Here is a 14,552-nt window from a genome sequence, read left to right on the forward strand (position 1 = left end):
GACGCTTTAGGCCGCACCTTGACACGATCCGGTGGCTTTTTTTGGAAGATCTTCGCCCGGATGTCGGTATGGGTGCCCCGACCGCCGCAACCGGGCTCATCCCGGGACCCAGGGGGATTCATCCGCCAGCCGCCTCCCGTCGGGATCCGAACGTCGTAACACTGCGTGCAACACCGCGTCGACCCTGGATCGATACCGATCGCACGCTGGTCCGAACTCGGCGGCGAGCAGTCCGGCAGGCCAACTCAGCGAGCGTAAATCGAATCGGTCCGACACGCCTAACGCTTCTTCAACAAGAAGTCCCACCCGTGGCCGCGCGAGCGGCTCGCCGGTGGCGCCGAGAGCCGCCGCGAGCACCAGCTGCGACTTGGTGATGTGCCGCAAGGCGCCGGTCTCGGTGGCCAGTTTCAGCGCTTGCTCGGCAGGCTCGAGCGCGGCCTCGGCGTTGCCGCTCGCCAGCTCGATCTCGGCCGTGACCCAGCCCGTACGCACCCGCGAGCGCCAGTTCTCCGGCTCGGCCCTGGCGACCAGGCGCCGCGCTACGGCGAGCCTGCCGAGGCCGAGATTGTCCGCCGCCAGGCCGAGCAACGCGTCGACCCGCGCGCCCTCGACGTCGAGGGCATCCGGATCCGGCTGGCCGCGGACATCTGTGACGAGCTTCAGTGCCATGCCGTCCGGACCGAGCGCCGCGGCATGCCCGCCGAGCTGCCTGCGGTGGGAAGCGAACGTGCTCAGCGCGAGCGAGGCCAGCACCGGATCCGGACCGCGGCCGAGCTCTCCGAGCACTGTCGCGGCGGCCGCGTAGCAACCCTGGGCGCCGAGCACGATCGCGGCGAGCAGCCTCGACCGTGGCGACCCGGCCGTGGCCAGCGCCTCGGGCGCGAGCGCGGGCAGATCACCGAAGGCCGCGCGCCGCAGCTCGTCTGTGGACACCTGGTCACCCTACTTGCCGAGTAAGACATATTCGATGCGCTCGACGGCCGCACGCAGGTCGACGAGGTGCTCGACTTGCTCCGGTAACGAGGCGGGCGCCCAGCCCGGCCCCCAGGCGAAGACCCGGCACCGCTGCCGGCCGCGCGAGACGCGGGGCAACAGGCGCTCGTCGGCGGACGCCGGCCGTTGCGCGCGAAGCACCACCGCGGATGGCGCGCTGCGCTGGACCGCGCCCGCCAAGACCTCGGCGGGCGGCGGGTTCCCGAACAGCAGTGTCGAGATCCGGCGCTCGGCGAGGCAAGCGGCGAGCGCGTAGACTGGCAGGTTTTCACGCTCGTCCGGCACGAGGCTGAGCAGCACCGGCCGTTGGTTGCGCGGACTGTCGAGCACCGGGGTGGACCGCACCAGCGCGCCGAGCACACATTCGGACAATAGGTACTCGGCCTCAGCGCCGGCCTGCGCGCCCGCCCAGCCATTGCCGAGCGCGGACAGCACGGGCTCGATGACGTTCTCCCACGCCGTGAGCGCGCCCGACTCGGCGAGCAGTTCCGCGAGCGCACGCTGCACCGCGGCACCGTCCATCGCGAGCGCCGCCGTGCGCAGGCGACGCGCCACGGACCTGTCCGGGACCTCGGCCGGCTCGGCGGCAGGCGGCTCGGCCAGCTCGTCGGAGACTTCGGCGATCGACGCTGTCAGGGCGTAACGTGCGGCTTCGGCCGTGGAAGCGCCACGCAGCAGCGCCCGTTGCATCAGTTCGAGGCGGTTGATGTCCGCGGCGCCGTAGCGGCGGTGCTTGCCACCGGTGTGTCTGCTCGGGCCGAGCCCGTACCGGCGATCCCAGGTGCGCAAGGTCGAAGGGGCGACGCCGAGCCGGCGGGCAACGGCAGCCACCGGCATCGTCGGCTCTGTCTGTCCGGCACCGCTACGGCGATCCATTCGCCCCAATATTCCGGCGGCATGGCTACCCAGCAACCTGAATGTTATGCATTCCGACCTGCGAAAGCGGTCGTTCTCACGCTTGCGGGGGATACCTAACGGCTGAATCCGATTGATTCCCTTGAACAACTATTGGCGCGCTTCTAACGTTACCGCCGTTGCACCAAATGGAGTAGTCCTAGCGCAACAGCAGGGGTCACAGACCGAAAAAGCGGAGGCGGTCACGATGGCAGACACGCGCAGGCTTCCAGGCCCGAATGCGGACATCTGGGACTGGCAGCTGGAGGGGTCCTGCCGAGGGATGGACAGTGCGGCTTTCTTCCATCCCGACGGGGAGCGCGGACCGGCCAGGGCACGGCGGGAAGCCCGGGCCAAAGCGATTTGCACAGCCTGCCCGGTGCTGCGGATGTGCCGCGAGCACGCGCTGGCCGTGCACGAGCCCTATGGGATCTGGGGCGGGCTCTCGGAGTCCGAACGGGAGAGCATCATCAAAACGGGCAAACGGCAGTTGAGCCTCACCGGCCAGTGAGGGGGAGTGGAATCAGGGGCGGCGACCGGGTCCACCGGATGCCGCCCCTTTTTCCTTGCCGAACCTGGGACCATCGCCTCGAGATCGGCATTTTTCCGCTCCAGCCGGACGAAATTCGCGGTTCGCCGCGTTCTGTGTCGTGTAATTCAACGCCGGAAAGCGTTGGCAGGCATGGAAAAGGGCGGCAACCCGGCCGGGGTGCCGCCCTTCTGCCGTTCAGGCGTCAGTGCGCGTGGCCGTGACCGTGGCCGTGCGCGTCCTCGTCCTCCTCGACCGGCTTCTCGACCACGGAGCTTTCCGTGGTGAGCACGAGCCGGGCGATCGACGCGGCGTTGGCGACCGCGGAACGGGTCACCTTCACCGGGTCGACGATGCCGGCCGCGAGCAGGTCGGTGATCTCGCCGGTGGCAGCGTTGAGGCCGTGGCCCCAGCCCTGCTCCTGCACCTTGGACACGATGACCGCGCCCTCGAGGCCGGCGTTGCCGGCGATCCAGAACAGCGGCGCGGAGAGCGCGTCACGGACGATCTTCACGCCCGTGGCCTCGTCACCGGTGAGGCCGAGGTCGTCCAGCTCCTTGACCGCGTGCACGAGCGCGGAACCACCGCCGGGCACGATGCCCTCCTCGACGGCCGCCTTGGTGGAAGCCACGGCGTCCTCGATACGGTGCTTGCGCTCGTTCAGCTCGGTCTCGGTGGCCGCGCCGACCTTGATCACGGCGACCCCGCCGCCGAGCTTGGCCAGCCGCTCCTGCAGCTTCTCGCGGTCCCAGTCGGAGTCGGTGGTCTCGATCTCCTTGCGGATCTGCGCGATCCGGCCGTCGATGTCGGCCTTGGTGCCCGCCCCGTCGACGATCGTGGTGACGTCCTTGGTGACCTCGATCCGGCGGGCGGAGCCCAGCGAGTCGAGACCGATCTCGGACAGCTTCAGGCCGATCTCGGAGGAGACGACCTCGCCACCGGTGACGACCGCGAGGTCGTCCAGGAAGGCCTTGCGACGGTCACCGAAGAACGGCGCCTTGACCGCGACCGCGGTGATCGTCTTGCGCAGGGCGTTGACCACCAGGGTGGACAGCGCCTCACCGTCGACGTCCTCGGCGATGATCAGCAGCGGCTTCTTGGCCTCGACGACCTTCTCCAGCACCGGGAGCAGATCCGCCAGCGCGGAGATCTTCTCGCGGTGCAACAGCACGTAGGCGTTCTCCAGGATCGCCCGCTGCTCTTCGGGGTTGGTCGCGAAGTGCGCCGACAGGTAGCCCTTGTCGAACTGCACACCCTCGGTGATCTCGAGCTCGGTGGCCAGCGTGGAGGACTCCTCCACGGTGATCACGCCGTCCTCGCCGACCTTCTCCACGGCCTCGCCGAGCAGCGCGCCGATGGTGGCGTCACGGGAGGTCACGGTGCCGACCTGGGCGATGTTCTCGCGGCCCTTGACCGGCGTGGCCTTGCTCTTGAGCACCTCCACGACCTTGTCCGCGGCGGCCTCGATACCCCGGCCGAGCGCGGTCGGGTTGGCACCGGCGGCCACGTTGCGCAGGCCGACCTTCACCAGGGACTGCGCCAGCACGGTGGCCGTGGTGGTGCCGTCACCGGCGACGTCATTGGTCTTGGTGGCGACGTTCTTGGCCAGCTGCGCGCCGAGGTTCTCGAACGGGTCGTCCAACTCGATCTCACGTGCGACGGTGACGCCGTCGAGCGTGATGGTCGGGCCGCCGAACTTCTTGTCGAGCACGACGTGCCTGCCGCGCGGGCCCAGGGTGACCTTGACCGCGTCGGCCAGCTTGTTCACCCCGCGCTCGAGCGCCCGGCGGGCGTCCTCGTCGAAGTTGATCTGCTTAGGCATTTAAGTCCTCTCAGACAGCGAAATGCCCCGGCCCCCGGCGATGCGGGGCCCGGGGCATCAGGCGCATACGCCGACGTCAGTTGACGACGGCCAGCACGTCGCGAGCGGACAGGATCAAGTAGTCCTCACCGTTGTACTTGACCTCGGTGCCGCCGTACTTGGAGTAGATCACGACGTCGCCGACACTGACATCCACCGGAATGCGGTTGCCCTTGTCGTCCACGCGGCCCGGGCCCACGGCCAGAACCTTGCCCTCCTGGGGCTTTTCCTTGGCGGTGTCGGGGATAACGAGACCGGAAGCCGTCGTCTCCTCGGCCTCGCTCGTCTGGACAACGATCTTGTCCTCGAGCGGTTTGATGTTCACGCTCACCGGGTTGACCTCCACGGGTCGTCGAAAGCGTTGGCAGGTACTTACAGGTTTTTGGCGCCTACCACCCCCGCCGTCGCGGGTGCCGGGGCGTGTGCGGTGCCGTGCAATTAGCACTCTAGCCATGCGAGTGCCAGCCACGCAAGCAGGGTCGGTTTTGACCTGCGCGAAGGACAGGGCGCACCCCCGCGCCGCGTCACATGGCCAGCCACGCAAGCAGGGTCGGTTTTGACCCGCGCGAAGGACAGGGCGCACCCCCGCGCCGCGTCACATGGCCAGCCACACAAGCAGGGGCCGCCTCGGCCTGTGCGAAGAGCTGTCACCGACCGATGCTGTCGGCGAGCGATGCTGTCACCGAGCGATATCGTCATCTCACCCTTCGGGCGGTGTTGACCGCGCCCCCGCGTCCCTACCTTGGGAGTGCGGCCCGGGGTGAAAAACTCCGAAGGGATGGTGTTTCACATGGCTGGGTGCAACTGCTGCAGTTCGTGCACCGGTTCGGGATGCGGCTGCTGCGGCAAATGCTGACGTGACGGAAGAGGCCCCTGGTTCCCACGGGAAGAACCAGGGGCCTTCGTCACGGCGTGAGCACGAGTTTTCCCCGCACATGCCCCGATTCGCTCAGCGCGTGGGCCTTCGCGGCCGCCGAGAGCGGCAGCACCTCGGCCACTTCCACCCGTAGGCGGCCGGCTTCCACCAGGTCGCCGATCTGCGCCAGATCCTCACCGGAGGCGCGGACGTAGAAGCGCCGGTAGCGAGGGTCCGCGGTCGCGTCATTGCCTTGGGCGTCAAGGAGAATCCCGCCCTCGGCCAGCACCCGCAGCGATCGCGAACCATACGAGCCGCCGACCAGGTCGTAGACGACGTCGACCTCGGCCACGTGCTCGGTGAAGTCCACGGCCGTGTAGTCGATCAGTTCGTCCGCGCCGAGTGCGCGCAGAAAGTCGTGGTTCTCCGCCCTCGCGGTGCCGATCACGTACGCGCCCAGGTGCTTGGCGATCTGCACGGCCAGGTGTCCGACGCCGCCGGCGGCGGCGTGGATCAACACCCGCTGCCCCGCCGAAAGGCCGGCGTCGGCAAGTCCTTGCCACGCCGTCAGTGCGGCTGTCGGCAGGGCTGCCGCATGCACGTGGTCGAGGCTCGGCGGCTTCGGCGCGAGCGCTTCGCGTGGCGCGGCGACGTACTCGGCGTACGCGCCCCAGCGCGTCAGCCACAGCCCGTAGACATCGCGGCCCTCTGCTTCGCCGGAAAACTCGTACCCGACCCGGAACGGGGGCTCACCCAAGCCCTCGACCCGGCCGGAGCGCGCCTTCCAGTCGGCCGGGTTGACGCCCGCCGCGCGGACGCGCACCAGCACTTCGCCCGGGCCGGGTTCCGGTGGATCGACCTCGACAAGTTCCAGGACCTCCGGACCGCCGAGGGCCCGCTGAATGATCGCTTGCATGGAATCCATCGTGCGAGCCAAAGGTATCCATTGTGAAGAAGGCACCTTTTTGATACCCAAGTACCTCATGGATACCGTCCAGTCCTACCTGCACGCCTGCCCGGCCCGCACGGTCCTGGAGACGCTCACCAACAAATGGGCGCTGCTCGTACTCAGCCTGCTGCGCAAACAAGAGGAACCGTTGCGGTTCAACGAAATGCGCCGCAGGCTGGAAGGCGTCACGCAGAAGATGCTGACGCAGACCTTGCGCCTCCTGGAGCGTGACGGGCTCGTGCGCCGCGCCGTGTACCCCACCGTCCCGCCGCGAGTCGAGTACTCCGTGACGGCGCTCGGCGCGGAGGTCGGCGAGCTGTTCAACACGCTGGGCGGCTGGGCGGAGGAGCACGTGGACGAGATCATGGCGGCGCGCCGCGCGTTCGACGAGCGGCCGGCGCCGGAACCGATCAGCTGAAAGAGTACGGGAACCGCCTAAGGAATGTACCCAACCTTGCGGCCTGTGTGTATTTTTCGGTCAGCACTCGGCTCGCGAGGAGAGTTCATGGACCCGTTCAACCGCCGCAATGCCCTTCGAGCCGTCGCCGCCGGCGCGGCCGGGATCGCCGTCGCGGCGCCCGGTGCCGCGCAGGCGAGTGGCGCGGGGAGGCAACAGGCGTTCGCCGCGGCGGCCGAGGAGTTCGGCGTGCCCGAGCCGGTCCTGCTGGGCGTGTCGTACCTGAAATCCCGCTGGGACTACAACGCCGGCACGCCGAGCACCGGCGCCGGGTACGGGCCCATGCATCTCACCGATCTGCGCACGGCCGCGGCCGGCGGCAGCCACCACGACAAGGGCACGGAGGATCCGCGTGGTGACGCGGCTCGTCCGGCGCTCAGGCCCAAAGCGCCGCGGGCCGCGGCACCGGTTCCGGCGATGCAGACGGTGGATCTCGCCTCGGAGCTGACCGGTGTCAACGCCGCCGCCCTGCGCACGGATCCGGCCCAGAACATCCGGGGCGGGGCCGCGGTCTTGGCTCAGTACCAACGAGAACTCGGCGTGACGAGCTCGAACCCCGCCGACTGGTACGGCGCCGTGGCCAAGTACAGCGGGGCCACGGACTCGACGGCCGCGGCCACCTTCGCGGACGAGGTCTTCGGGGTGATCACCGGTGGCATGAGCCGGGTGACCGACGACGGCCAGTCCGTCCGGCTCGACGCGGTGCCGGTCACCCCGGCCCGCACCCAGGTGCGTTCGCTCGGCCTGCCGGCCGCCGCGCAGGGCGCGGTGGAAGCCCCTCCCGGGGTCTCGGCCGAGTGGATTCCCGCGCCGTACCAGGAAATCGACGGCGGCTACGGCAACTACGACAAGGCCGAGCGGCCGAAGAGCCAGCGGATCACGCACATCGTCATTCACGACACCGAATGCAGCTACGACGAAGCCCTCGCGCTCGTGCAGGATCCGACGTACCTGGGCTGGCACTACACACTGCGGTCGGCCGACGGGCACATCGCGCAGCACATCCAGACCAAGGACGTGGGCTGGCACGCGGGGAACTGGTACGTCAACGCGAAGTCCATCGGCGTGGAGCACGAGGGCTTCGGCGCGAAGGGCACCTGGTACACCGAGGCGATGTACCGCAGCTCGGCCAAGCTCGTCCGCTACCTGGCGGGCAAGTACGGGATTCCCCTTGACCGGCAACACATTCTCGGCCACGACAACGTGCCCGGCACCACCCCGTCGACGGTGGCGGGCATGCACTGGGACCCGGGCCCGTACTGGGACTGGTCGCACTACTTCGACCTGCTCGGCGCGCCGTTCGTGGCGTGGCCGCGGCAGCAGACGGGGTTGGTGACGATCAAGCCCGGCTTCGCGGCCAACCACCCGGCGTTCACCGGCTGCGACAGCCCCGGCGCGGTCTGCCCGGTGCGCGGTTCGTCAGCGGTCATCCTGCGCACCGAGCCCCGCGACGACGCTCCGCTACTGGCCGACATCGGGCTGCACCCGGACGGTTCACCGTCCACAATGGGCGTTGCCGACGTGGGCAGCCGGGTTTCCACCGGGCAGCAGTACGCGGTCGCCGAGGTGCGTGGCGACTGGACGGCGATCTGGTTCCTTGGCCAGAAGGGCTGGTTCTCGAGCGTGCACGCCCAGCCCGCACTGGGCCGGGTGGTCACGCCGAAGCCGGGCCTGGCGACGATCCCGGTGTACGGCCGGGCGTACCCGGAGGCCGAGGCGTACCCGGCGGGGATCACGCCGCAGGACGTCGTTCCCTTGCAGTACACGCTTTCCGCCGGGCAGCGGTACGTGGCGGGCCCGGTGCTGGACTCCGAGTACTACTCGGCGACGACGTTCGACCCCGCCTCGCACGTGGTGGTGCGCGGCCAGACGAAGTACGTGCAGATCCAGTTCGGGCACCGCGTCGCGTACGTCAAGCTCGACGACGTGACACTCGGCCGTTAGAGGGAAACGACCTCGACCGGCAACGCCGGGTTCGCCGAGATGTCCAAAGAGGACGGTTTGGCACCGGAGGCGACGACGTGCGCGCCCAGCGCGGCGATCATCGCCCCGTTGTCGGTGCACAGCCTGGGCTTCGGCACGCGCAGCTCGATCCCGGCAGCCTCGCAGCGCTCGCGCGCCAGCTCCGAAAGCCGGGAGTTGGCCGCGACGCCGCCGGAGATGACGAGCGTGCCGATGCCCGATTCCTTCGCCGCCCGAACGGCTTTCGCGGTCAGCACGTCGGCGACAGCCTCCTGGAACGAGGCCGCGACGTCGTTCACCGGGATTTCCTCGCCACGGCGTTCGGCGCTTTCCACCCAGCGGGCGACGGCCGTTTTCAAGCCGGAGAAGGAGAAGTCGAACTTCGCGTCCCGCGGGCCGGTCATCCCGCGGGGGAACCTGATCGCCGACGGGTTGCCCTGCTTGGCCGCCTTGTCGATGGGCGGGCCGCCGGGGTACGGCAGGCCGAGCACACGGGCGACCTTGTCGTAGGCCTCCCCCGCCGCATCGTCCACAGTGGACCCGATCTCGGTGATCGCGCCCGCGATGTCGTCCACCCGGAGCAGCTGTGAATGCCCGCCGGAGACCAGCAGCGCCAGGCACGGCGTCGGCAGCGGGCCGTGTTCGAGGGTGTCCACCGCGATGTGCCCCGCGAGGTGGTTGACCCCGTATAGCGGCACGTCCAGCGCGGCGGCATACGCTTTGGCCGCGGACACGCCGACGAGCAGCGCACCGGCAAGGCCGGGCCCCGCCGTGACGGCGATGGCGTCCACATCGGACAGTTCGAGGCCCGCGGTGGCGAAGGCACGGTTCGCGGTGGGCACCATCGCTTCGAGGTGCGCGCGGCTGGCGACCTCGGGCACGACTCCGCCGAAGCGCGCGTGCTGCTCGACGCTGGAGGCCACCTCGTCGGCGAGCAGCTCCACCTTGCCGTCGTCGTGCAGCCGGACCAGGCCGACTCCCGTTTCGTCGCACGAGCTTTCGATGCCGAGGATGATCCGGGACATCAGCTCACCCCCTGTTCGGCACGGGCCGGCCGTTTCATCGTGTACGCGTCGGCCCCGGACGGCTGGTAGTAGCGCTTGCGCACGCCGATCCGGACGAATCCGTGCCGGTCGTACAGCCCGATCGCGCGCTCGTTGTCGGTACGGACTTCGAGGAACACCGGAGCATTCAGCTCGTCCGCTCGGGCCAGCAGCGCGCGCAGCAGGCCCGTGCCGAGGCCCTGGCCCTGGTACTCCGGGTCGACGCCGATGGTGTGCACGCTGGACTCGAATTCGCCGGGGCGGCCGACGGTGACGAGACCCGCGTAGCCGACTAGAGCGTCTTCGTCGGTGTATGCGCCGAGGTAGTAACCGCCGCCGTCCAGCTCGGAGTGGAACGCGCGGGCGCTCCACGGGTCGTCACCGGCGAAGAGCAACCGCTCGATCTCGACGCAGCGGGCGATGTCCTTGCGGCGCAACGGGGCCAGCTTCATGCGGAGACTCGCTTCCTGGCTCCCGGTTCGACAGCGTCGGGACGGCGCAGGTACAGCGGCGTCAGCGGGGCGGGCGGCATCCCGGCGACAAGCTCGCGCTTCGCGGCTGTGACCAGGCCCGCGGTGGCGGGGTAGTACGGCTCGACGACGCGGACGCCGAGCTTGTCGGCGTACTGGCGGGCGCCGTCGCCTGCGGCCACCGTCAGCCCGAGACCGGCCGGGGCACACACTTCGGGGCCTTCGATGCGCTTGCCGTTCGCGTCGTAGGAGGCCCAGTAGACCTCGCGGCGCCGGGCGTCGGTGACGACGAGGAAAGGTTCGCCGGGCAGCGCCTCGGCGGCGATCGCGTCATGGCCGGAGACCGGGTACACCGAAATGCCGAGCGCGTGGCCGAGCGCGCCGGCGGTGGCCATGCCCGCACGGAGGCCGGTGAACGGGCCGGGCCCGACGCCGCAAACGATTGCGTCCAGGTCGGAGAGCTGACGGCCCGCCGTCTCCACGGCCTCGATCACGTGCGGGGTGATGAGTTCGCCGTGCGCGCGGGGGTTCACCGTGATCCGCTCGGCGAGCACGGTGACGTCGGCGCGCTCCAGGTTCGCCACCCCGGCGGTGACCGCGGGCGTGGAAGTATCGATGGCGAGTACCAGCACGGCTACCCAGCCTACCGACCCTCGCCCGTGCGCCGATCGCGACCGGGGAGGTCAGCGCTTGACAGCCCGGGGTGACCAGGCTCCAATTGGCTCAGCCACTTAGCCAATTTTCTGAGGAGACGAGCTTGCCTGATCGGTTGTTCCCGGCTCTGGCGGCGACGCCGGCCAAGAACGCGCTGCGGTTTCCCGAGCACTCCCTCGACTACGCGGAGCTGGCGGCGGCAGCCGGCACGCTGGCCCGTGACCTGCAGGCGGCGGCGCCCGTGCGCGTCGCGCTGTGGGCCACCGCGTCGATCCACACGAGCGTCGCCGTCGTGGGCGCGCTGCTCGCCGGAATCCCCGCCATCCCGGTCAACCCGAAGATCGGCGAGCGGGAGCTCGGCCACATCGTGTCCGACAGCACGCCCGAACTCGTCCTCACCGAACCGGGCGCGAAGCTGCCCGAGGCACTGGCCGCGCTGCCGCGCAAGGACGTCGAACTGACCGGCAGCCGGGGCGACCTGCCCGAAGAGCCGGACGGCGAAGCCCCGGCGCTGATCGTCTACACCTCCGGCACCACCGGCCCGCCCAAGGGCGTGGTGCTCCCCCGCCGCGCGATCTCGACCACGCTCGACGCGCTGGAGGACGCCTGGCAGTGGAGCGCCGACGACGTGCTGGTGCACGGGCTTCCGCTGTTCCACGTGCACGGCCTGATCCTCGGCATTCTCGGCCCGCTGCGGCGCGGCGGCAGTGTGCATCACCTCGGCAAGTTCTCGGTCGAGGCGGCCGCGAAGGAACTCGCCGGTGACGCCACGATGATGTTCGGCGTGCCGACGATGTATCACCGCATCGCCGGTGAGGTGGCGGAGAATCCCGCGCTGGCCAAGGCTTTCGGCGGCGCCCGGCTGCTCGTCTCGGGTTCGGCCGCACTGCCCGTGCACGACCACCAGCGGATCACCGGGGCGACCGGGCAGGAGGTGGTCGAGCGGTACGGGATGTCCGAGACGCTGATGAACACCAGCGTGCGCGCGGACGGGGAGCGCAAACCGGGCACGGTCGGCGTCCCGCTGCGCGGGGTCGAGGTGCGGCTGGTCGAGGAGTCCGGCGCGGTCATCGAAGGCAGCGACGGCGAGACAGTCGGCGAGATCCAGGTGCGCGGCCGGAACCTGTTCACCGAATATCTCAACCGGCCCGACGCGACCGCCGAGGTGTTCGTCGACGGCTGGTTCCGCACCGGTGACATGGCCACCCGGGATTCCGACGGCTACCTGCGAATTGTCGGCCGCAAGGCGACCGATCTGATCAAGAGCGGCGGGTACAAGATCGGCGCGGGCGAGATCGAGAACGCGCTGCTGGAGCACCCCGGCGTGGCCGAGGCCGCGGTCACCGGCGAGCCGGACGAGGACCTCGGCGAGCGGATCGTCGCGTGGATCGTGCCTGACGGCGAGCGGCCTGCCGAGCAGGAGTTGGTCGATCACGTGGCGCGGCTGCTGACACCGCACAAGCGCCCGCGCGTCGTGCGGTTCCTGGATGCGTTGCCGCGCAACGACATGGGCAAGGTGATGAAGCGGGCGCTAGATGGTTGAATCCGCACGCGCGCTGGTCGGCTCACTGTGCTCGGGGTTCACCGAGTACCTCACGGCGGTCGCGTCGTCCACTGTGGACGGTCCGATCGGCTGGCCCGGTTACGACGACGCCCGCACGCGAGCCGAAGATCGCACCGGGGAACGGGAATCCGTCCTGTGCGGTGCCGGAAAGGTCGGCGACGTCGAGGCGACGCTGATCGCTTTCGAGTTCGGATTCCTTGGCGGTTCCCTTGGCAGGCGGACCGGTGACCGGTTGGAAGCCGCGTTCACCAGGGCGCGTGAGCTGGGCACGCCGGTGGTCTCGCTGATCGCGACCGGCGGCAGCCGGATGCAGGAGGGCATGGCCGCGCTCACGCAGTTGCAGCGCATCGCCCGCGAAGCGGCGGCGACGCGGGCGGCCGGAATTCCGCTGATCTCCGTGCTGCGCGATCCCACGACAGGCGGCGGGTGGGCGACGCTCGGCGCGGGCGCCGACGTGACTCTCGCGTTGCCCGGCGCGCAGGTCGGCTTCGCGGGCTCGCGAGTGCGCCCCGAGGGCGACGCCTCCGCCTACACCGCGGAGTCGCAGTTCGCGTCCGGCCACGTTGACGCGGTGGTCGATCCCGGCGAATTGGCCGACCGGCTCGCGCGCTGGCTCAAGCTGCTCACGAGCGCGGATGGCCGCCCAGCCGAACCGCCGTCTTCCTTGGGTACCAAGGCTTTGCCGGAGACCGGTTGGGACGCGGTGCAGGCCGCGCGTGCGCCGCGGCGTCCGCACGCCGAGGCTTATCTCGACACGTATTTCGACTGGCGGGAGGACATCAGCGGCGATCGTTCCGGCGGCGTGGACGAGGGCGTGAAATGCGGCTTCGGGCTTCGCGGCGGCGTCACGATCGCGTATGCGGCGCAATGCGGCACGGCGACCCAACCGTCGGGTTTCCGCACTGCCGCAAGGCTTGTGCGGCTCGCCGACCAGTTGGGCGTGCCGGTGCTGACGCTGGTCGACACCCCGGGCGCGGCGAACGACGCGGCAGCCGAACGAGCCGGGGTAGGGTCGTCGATCGCGGAAATGTTCGCCGCCATCGCGAGCGCGTCGGTGCCGGTGACGACGCTGGTGATCGGCGAGGGTGGGTCGGGCGGCGCGCTGGCTTTCGCCGCTCCGGGGCGGACGTGGGTCACGCCGGACAGCTACTTCTCTGTCACGTCACCGGAAGCGGCGGCGGCAATCCTCAAACGTCCGGCCGCCGAAGTCCCGGACACCGCGAACCAGCTCCGGCTGCGCCCACAGGATCTGCTCTCGCTGGGCATCGCGCGGGCGATCGTTTAGGGGTGCAACAGGATCTTACCGGTCGGCGCCGTCGGGTCGGCGAGGGTCGCAAGCGCCCGCGCCGCCTCGTCGATCGGGAACTCATGTGTGACGAGCGGCAGCGGATCCAGCAGTCCGGCGGTGAAGGCCCGCACGGCATGTGACCACGCACGGGACGGCGCGCCGAACACGGTGTGCACGGTGACAGCCGAGGCAACGAGGTCCGCGGGCGCGATCGGCTCGGTCTCCGTGCCGGCCAGCCCCGTGAGCACCACCCGCCCACCGCGTCGGGTCAGTCGGATCGCGAGACTGCCCGAGCCGGGCGCCCCGGCCGCCTCGACCACCACGTCGAACGGCTCCAGCTCCTCGTCCGGAGTTCGCGCCGATGCGCCGAACCGCCGCGCCAGCTCCGCCCGGTCCAGGCGCGGGTCCACCACGACCAGCTCGCCCGGCCCGCCGACGGCCAGCAACTGCACCGCGAGCATGCCCAGCGTGCCGCCGCCGACCACCGCCACCCGCTCCCCCGGCACGGCGTTCGCCTTGAGGCACGCGGCCGCCATGCACGCCGCCGGTTCCAGCAACGCCGCGGCTTTCAGGTCGGCGTCCTCGGGTAGTTCATGCAGGAGCCGCGCAGGCAGGCGCAGCTCGTTCGCCCACGCACCGGGCTGGGTGAAGCCGGTCTCGTCGTAAGCGGCCTGGCACAGGTTCGTGTCCCCACGACGGCAGGCCGCGCACCGGCCGCAGTTGCGAAACCCTTCTCCCACAACCTTTTTCCCGAGCAACTCGGGATCGGTCCCCGGCCCGAGCTCGACCACGGTGCCCGACCATTCGTGCCCGGGGATCACCGGATACCGCACATAGCCCTCGGCGCGGGTGCCGGCGAACAGCTCCCGGTCCGAACCGCAGATTCCGGACCACGCGACCCGCACCACCGCTTCGCCGTGCTCCGGCAGCTGCGGTTCCGCCCGGACCACGCGCAACGACTCGGGCTGCTCGATCGAAACCGCGCGGCTCATCAGGTCCTCCTGTCCGAGATTTCGGCACCCGTCCGAAACC

The 14,552-nt window shown here is 70.0% G+C and carries 14 protein-coding genes; 5 read left to right on the forward strand and 9 right to left on the reverse strand.

The features are described 5' to 3' along the window. Positions 1–96: 96 nt before the first annotated feature. Together VHD82_RS33760 and VHD82_RS33765 are read right to left on the reverse strand one after the other, a co-directional pair. Positions 97–933 (reverse strand): hypothetical protein, encoded by an 837-nt coding sequence (locus tag VHD82_RS33760; RefSeq protein WP_325713108.1) that lies wholly within the window; start codon positions 931–933, stop codon positions 97–99. A gap of 9 nt (positions 934–942) precedes the next feature. Further along, positions 943–1,824, reverse strand: coding sequence for a MerR family transcriptional regulator (locus tag VHD82_RS33765; RefSeq protein WP_414637620.1), 882 nt, complete (start codon positions 1,822–1,824; stop codon positions 943–945). Positions 1,825–2,095: 271 nt separating this feature from the next. Here VHD82_RS33765 and VHD82_RS33770 point away from each other — a divergent pair, with 271 nt between their 5' ends. Continuing rightward, entirely contained in the window at positions 2,096–2,398 is a 303-nt protein-coding gene (locus VHD82_RS33770) for a WhiB family transcriptional regulator (RefSeq protein ID WP_325713112.1), read from the forward strand. A gap of 223 nt (positions 2,399–2,621) precedes the next feature. On the opposite strand, the gene groL is transcribed toward VHD82_RS33770, so the two are convergent. From groL to VHD82_RS33785, 3 genes are all read right to left on the reverse strand, one after another. Then, complete coding sequence (gene groL, locus VHD82_RS33775) at positions 2,622–4,238, reverse strand: chaperonin GroEL (RefSeq protein WP_325713114.1); 1,617 nt, start codon at positions 4,236–4,238, stop codon at positions 2,622–2,624. Between the two features lie 76 nt (positions 4,239–4,314). Next, entirely contained in the window at positions 4,315–4,608 is a 294-nt protein-coding gene (gene groES, locus VHD82_RS33780; RefSeq protein ID WP_139095519.1) for a co-chaperone GroES, read from the reverse strand. Positions 4,609–5,182: 574 nt separating this feature from the next. Beyond that, the gene (locus VHD82_RS33785) at positions 5,183–6,049 is read right to left on the reverse strand and encodes an NADP-dependent oxidoreductase (protein ID WP_325713117.1); all 867 of its coding nucleotides are present in this window, start codon (positions 6,047–6,049) and stop codon (positions 5,183–5,185) included. A 67-nt stretch (positions 6,050–6,116) separates the two neighbouring features. Between VHD82_RS33785 and VHD82_RS33790 the strand changes: the two genes are divergently transcribed. Both VHD82_RS33790 and VHD82_RS33795 read left to right on the forward strand, forming a co-directional pair. Further along, positions 6,117–6,500 carry a helix-turn-helix domain-containing protein gene (locus VHD82_RS33790; RefSeq protein WP_325713119.1) on the forward strand — a complete coding sequence of 128 codons (384 nt, stop codon included), beginning with the start codon at positions 6,117–6,119 and terminating at the stop codon, positions 6,498–6,500. Between the two features lie 87 nt (positions 6,501–6,587). Beyond that, on the forward strand, positions 6,588–8,483 hold the full coding sequence (locus VHD82_RS33795; RefSeq protein WP_325713121.1) for a peptidoglycan recognition family protein: 1,896 nt from the start codon (positions 6,588–6,590) through the stop codon (positions 8,481–8,483). On the opposite strand, the gene tsaD is transcribed toward VHD82_RS33795, so the two are convergent. From tsaD to tsaB, 3 genes are read right to left on the reverse strand one after another with little or no spacing between them, the layout of a single operon-like run. Continuing rightward, entirely contained in the window at positions 8,480–9,526 is a 1,047-nt protein-coding gene (gene tsaD / locus VHD82_RS33800; protein ID WP_325713123.1) for a tRNA (adenosine(37)-N6)-threonylcarbamoyltransferase complex transferase subunit TsaD, read from the reverse strand. The genes VHD82_RS33795 and tsaD overlap by 4 nt on opposite strands. Continuing rightward, on the reverse strand, positions 9,526–9,996 hold the full coding sequence (gene rimI, locus VHD82_RS33805) for a ribosomal protein S18-alanine N-acetyltransferase (RefSeq protein WP_325713125.1): 471 nt from the start codon (positions 9,994–9,996) through the stop codon (positions 9,526–9,528). Before rimI ends, tsaD begins: the two co-directional genes overlap by 1 nt. Beyond that, positions 9,993–10,646 carry a tRNA (adenosine(37)-N6)-threonylcarbamoyltransferase complex dimerization subunit type 1 TsaB gene (gene tsaB / locus VHD82_RS33810; protein ID WP_325713128.1) on the reverse strand — a complete coding sequence of 218 codons (654 nt, stop codon included), beginning with the start codon at positions 10,644–10,646 and terminating at the stop codon, positions 9,993–9,995. The genes rimI and tsaB overlap by 4 nt, the downstream gene beginning before the upstream one ends. A 125-nt stretch (positions 10,647–10,771) precedes the next feature. Here tsaB and VHD82_RS33815 point away from each other — a divergent pair, with 125 nt between their 5' ends. Both VHD82_RS33815 and VHD82_RS33820 read left to right on the forward strand, forming a co-directional pair. Continuing rightward, positions 10,772–12,211, forward strand: coding sequence for an acyl-CoA synthetase (locus tag VHD82_RS33815; protein ID WP_325713130.1), 1,440 nt, complete (start codon positions 10,772–10,774; stop codon positions 12,209–12,211). Continuing rightward, positions 12,204–13,517, forward strand: a complete 1,314-nt coding sequence (locus VHD82_RS33820; RefSeq protein ID WP_325713132.1) for a carboxyl transferase domain-containing protein — start codon at positions 12,204–12,206, stop codon at positions 13,515–13,517. Before VHD82_RS33815 ends, VHD82_RS33820 begins: the two co-directional genes overlap by 8 nt. Here VHD82_RS33820 and VHD82_RS33825 read toward each other — a convergent pair. Continuing rightward, the gene (locus VHD82_RS33825) at positions 13,514–14,512 is read right to left on the reverse strand and encodes a zinc-dependent alcohol dehydrogenase (protein WP_325713134.1); all 999 of its coding nucleotides are present in this window, start codon (positions 14,510–14,512) and stop codon (positions 13,514–13,516) included. The two genes, VHD82_RS33820 and VHD82_RS33825, sit on opposite strands and share 4 nt — an antisense overlap. Between the last annotated feature and the right edge of the window lie 40 nt (positions 14,513–14,552).

It is taken from the genome of Amycolatopsis sp. (genome assembly GCF_035546795.1).
Taxonomy (GTDB): domain Bacteria; phylum Actinomycetota; class Actinomycetes; order Mycobacteriales; family Pseudonocardiaceae; genus Amycolatopsis_E.

What these genes read in the sequence shown, in the direction of transcription:
- VHD82_RS33825 (WP_325713134.1), bottom strand. Translation starts at nt 14,512, where the DNA reads ATGAGCCGCGCGGTTTCGATCGAGCAGCCCGAGTCGTTGCGCGTGGTC.
- VHD82_RS33790 (WP_325713119.1), top strand. Translation starts at nt 6,117, where the DNA reads ATGGATACCGTCCAGTCCTACCTGCACGCCTGCCCGGCCCGCACGGTC.
- VHD82_RS33795 (WP_325713121.1), top strand. Translation starts at nt 6,588, where the DNA reads ATGGACCCGTTCAACCGCCGCAATGCCCTTCGAGCCGTCGCCGCCGGC.
- tsaD (WP_325713123.1), bottom strand. Translation starts at nt 9,526, where the DNA reads ATGTCCCGGATCATCCTCGGCATCGAAAGCTCGTGCGACGAAACGGGA.
- VHD82_RS33820 (WP_325713132.1), top strand. Translation starts at nt 12,204, where the DNA reads ATGGTTGAATCCGCACGCGCGCTGGTCGGCTCACTGTGCTCGGGGTTC.
- groL (WP_325713114.1), bottom strand. Translation starts at nt 4,238, where the DNA reads ATGCCTAAGCAGATCAACTTCGACGAGGACGCCCGCCGGGCGCTCGAG.
- VHD82_RS33770 (WP_325713112.1), top strand. Translation starts at nt 2,096, where the DNA reads ATGGCAGACACGCGCAGGCTTCCAGGCCCGAATGCGGACATCTGGGAC.
- rimI (WP_325713125.1), bottom strand. Translation starts at nt 9,996, where the DNA reads ATGAAGCTGGCCCCGTTGCGCCGCAAGGACATCGCCCGCTGCGTCGAG.
- VHD82_RS33785 (WP_325713117.1), bottom strand. Translation starts at nt 6,049, where the DNA reads ATGCAAGCGATCATTCAGCGGGCCCTCGGCGGTCCGGAGGTCCTGGAA.